This is a genomic window from Xanthomonas populi (genome assembly GCF_002940065.1).
GTDB classification, from domain to species: domain Bacteria; phylum Pseudomonadota; class Gammaproteobacteria; order Xanthomonadales; family Xanthomonadaceae; genus Xanthomonas; species Xanthomonas populi.
Genome location: NZ_MDEJ01000389.1, coordinates 1 through 291, shown reverse-complemented (window position 1 = coordinate 291; position 291 = coordinate 1). Strand labels below are relative to the sequence as shown.

Genomic DNA, 291 nt, shown 5'->3' with positions numbered 1-291 from the left:
AAGAAGCCGTAAGCCGATGATGGAGCATGCAAGCCAGAGCAACGCCAAGTGGAGATCGATGCGGCGTTCAAAGCGGATGAGTAGTTTGCCCATGCCTGCGAACCAGGCATGCATACGCTCGACGACCCAGCGATGACGGCCCAGACGGTCGTTGCGGTCGATGCCCTTGCGTGCAATCGGCGCAATGATGCCCCGCTGCTTGCGGAAGGTGCGACAACGTTCGATATCGTCGGCGTTGCCGGCATGCAGTTTGCCTGGCCAACGTCGCCGGCGCCCTGGTTTTCCGGAGAG

The 291-nt window shown here is 61.2% G+C and carries 1 protein-coding gene; it reads right to left on the bottom strand.

Features of this window, described 5'->3' with window-relative positions:
• Positions 1-291: transposase family protein (locus XpopCFBP1817_RS22435; protein ID WP_484606963.1), on the bottom strand; the 291-nt coding region annotated here is incomplete at both ends.